Consider the following 2,892-nt stretch of genomic DNA (forward strand, 5'->3'; position numbering starts at 1 on the left):
TAATATGTAAATAGATGGTGCAATCTTACCATGACGTCTTGTTTTGATTTGATGGCATACTTCAAGGTCCTCTAACCAATTCAGTATAAAGTTGATGATCGGCACAGAAATACCGGATTTTTCACTGATTTGTTCTTGTTTCATTTGAGAGTATCCTTCTTGTACTAGGTAAGATAAAACAACTTCCAATGCCTTATAGCGGCGTGGTGTTTGTATGAAGAAATCTTTAGTGGTTTTACCTTCATGTTCGAACAGAATAATATCAATATTTTTAATTACTTTTTGTACTGTTTTATTGATAGCACCTCGCGGAACATGAACCAGGTGTGGACTTAATTCTCGTTTTGCTGTACTTAGCAAAAAATTATTTAGTAGCATAAAAAAACCTCCTATTTTTCCACCACAAATAAATAGGAAAAACAGAGGTTTTATATTCACAATAGATATACGTTATGGTATAATTTTAGTATCAAGTTTGATACTAAAGAAAAACACATATACCTATAGTGTGAATTTAAAGCCCCTATCTCTTGGAGTTTTTAATTGGTTTGAGTTTGGCGACCTGATCCAATTAAAAACGTTGCGGTGGGGTTTTATTTTTTTATAATTAATGTTTAAAGCTAACGAATAGGTTTTAGTAAAATTTTCTTGTTTAAAATCTATATCTTTAAGAACTATTTTACACATACTTTTTTTAAATATCAACTAGTAATAAGTTAGAAGTTACAAGCAAATACGAATATTATTTTCTGAATATTCCGAAAATAATATAGAAATATACAAAATCCCATACTGGAACGAAACTTTTTCTGATTTCTGTTAGAATGTATTTACAGAAAATTCTTTTAATATAAAACCTTTTATATATTTGCATATTAAAAGATGAGAGAGGGTGTAACAAGGGGTATGATTTTAGAAAAAATTCAAAAGGATTTAACTAATAGAGGTATTACTAATAGACAACTTGCTGATTTGTTAGGTATTAGCCATTCTAAAGTAAATCAATCTATTTCAGGTAAAAGAGAATTTGACTTTTCTGTTTATGCAGAAATACTAAACATGTTATATCCCCATGATTATTCTTTTCGAAAGACAGAAGTGTTTAACTATTGTAACCAAGCTAAACGGAAAGTTAATTTAAGAGTAGCGTTTGAATATATAGACATGTGCGGTGAATTAGAATTATTAAATCATTTAATTGGTCAAGAAAAACAATCAAATAATTTGTTGAATCGTAAATTTGCGAGTGCTTATGAATTACTTTATTTACGAAACGCAGATGAATTTAACCCGCGCGAATTTTTGAAATTGGTAAAGGGAGAAATGGGAAAGCAAAAAAATGCAGAGGATATAAGTAAAATTCCTATGGAGTTTGCTCTGATTTACGCTTTCTTTGATTCAAGAAGTTACAATTTAGTAAGTGCAAATATTGATGAGTTAAAGGCTGAAATTGAAAAGGTGAAAAATCCATTTTTAAAATCTTCATATGAATTAAGGACTATGGAGTTATTGGCCACATGTTTTCATAGGAACAATGAATTGGAGAGAGCAAGAGAATTATGTGATGACATGATTTCCAGAGATGGAAGAGTATATTTACTTCCAAAGGCTACAGCCTATTGTATTATGGGTGAGACATATATATTAACGGACTACGAATTGTCTAAGTATTATTTAGACAAAGGGTTAAGTTTGGTGGCTTCACCAAGTAACCAAAAAATGCGTAAAAAACAACAAATGTTACAAACAACACTTGATTTTCTAAACATTCATTTTGAAAAGAATTTAAATCATATAAACCCTATAAATCCGACAGAAAGGGGGTATCTATACATAAAACAAAATATGAAACAAAAAGCAGATGCTCTTATGGAAGAAACTAAAAAACAAAATGGTTTTCTTACACCACTTCAACTTTTTGTTCAAGCTCTAGCAAGAGAAGATATGAACTTAATGAGAGAAGCTTTACTGGCCTTTGAACGAAATAATGATTTGTTCTATGCGGAACTTCCAAAAAATGTGTTAAAATAAATTCAGAGGTGGTTAAATATGAAGGGATGGGCAAAACGACTATATTTATTTGCCACAATAGCGGCTTTAACAGCACTTCCGATGCAAGGAAGTATCACTAAAATTTTACAATATATGGTAGATCCTGGTGGGGGAGCTGGGTGATTGATGTTAAAAATGACACTACAAAAGTAGTGTCATTTGTCGTTTAAGGAGTGGAACACTTGTTAGTGTGGCGTAAAGTTCCGTTCCACTTGTACATAAAAAATTTCGTAAAAGGGGTAATTAATTTATGAAAAAGAAGAATTTATGTAAACAAGTTGATTATGACTTTTTGGTGAAAGTATTGTCACAAACAGGTAATTATGTTGAATTGCATAGTAAATTACAGACTTATATTAAAGAAAATAGAAACTTTAAATCTAATATTAGACAAAAAGCTAATTAAAAAAGCAAAGAATTTATTTCTTTGTTTTTTTTAATTTATAACCTAGAAATTCCAGATATTCTAATAGTCCTTTTTCAATATCATTGCGTTCATCTTCTGGAAGATCATCCAAGTCCTCATATAACTCTTTTGCTAAACGACTTATTTCATTTTTATTGACGTCATTATCGTTTCCTACTAAATAATCTACAGATACACCAAAATAGCGTGAAATTTTCACTAACATTTCATAGCTGGGTTCATATCCAGAGTTTTCCCAATTCGATATAGTTGTTTGTGCAATCCCAAGTGCTTTTCCAAGCGCAGTAGCACTAATGTTTTTCTTATTTCGTAATTCTCTCAATCTTTGTCCAAACATGGTTCCAACTCCTTTTTAACTTGTTTGATGTTTAAAAAATAAAAAGTTAACACGTTTGATGTTGACTTTCGGCTTA

At 30.4% G+C, this 2,892-nt stretch carries 4 protein-coding genes and 1 pseudogene; 3 read left to right on the forward strand and 2 right to left on the reverse strand.

Going from position 1 to position 2,892, the window contains the following annotated elements; genetic code table 11:
- A pseudogene (locus ACQGS6_RS25730) lies at positions 1-378 on the reverse strand (Replicase RepFR55); the annotation flags it as partial.
- 504 nt (positions 379-882) lie between these two features.
- Between ACQGS6_RS25730 and ACQGS6_RS25735 the strand changes: the two are divergent.
- The 3 genes from ACQGS6_RS25735 (at position 883) to ACQGS6_RS25745 (ending at position 2,458) form a co-directional block, all read left to right on the forward strand.
- Complete coding sequence (locus ACQGS6_RS25735; protein WP_426965826.1) at positions 883-2,031, forward strand: AimR family lysis-lysogeny pheromone receptor; 1,149 nt, start codon at positions 883-885, stop codon at positions 2,029-2,031.
- Positions 2,032-2,049: 18 nt separating this feature from the next.
- Positions 2,050-2,175: a hypothetical protein gene (locus ACQGS6_RS25740; RefSeq protein ID WP_261784577.1), complete on the forward strand. Its 126-nt coding sequence runs from the start codon at positions 2,050-2,052 to the stop codon at positions 2,173-2,175.
- A gap of 127 nt (positions 2,176-2,302) precedes the next feature.
- Positions 2,303-2,458, forward strand: coding sequence for a hypothetical protein (locus tag ACQGS6_RS25745; protein ID WP_000728845.1), 156 nt, complete (start codon positions 2,303-2,305; stop codon positions 2,456-2,458).
- 13 nt (positions 2,459-2,471) lie between these two features.
- Here the strand turns inward: ACQGS6_RS25745 and ACQGS6_RS25750 are convergent, their stop codons facing one another.
- Positions 2,472-2,816, reverse strand: a complete 345-nt coding sequence (locus ACQGS6_RS25750) for a helix-turn-helix domain-containing protein (RefSeq protein ID WP_426965827.1) — start codon at positions 2,814-2,816, stop codon at positions 2,472-2,474.
- Positions 2,817-2,892: the final 76 nt, after the last annotated feature.

The sequence above is a fragment of the Bacillus sp. GMs2/2 genome, from assembly GCF_050172095.1.
Lineage (GTDB): Bacteria > Bacillota > Bacilli > Bacillales > Bacillaceae_G > Bacillus_A > Bacillus_A cereus.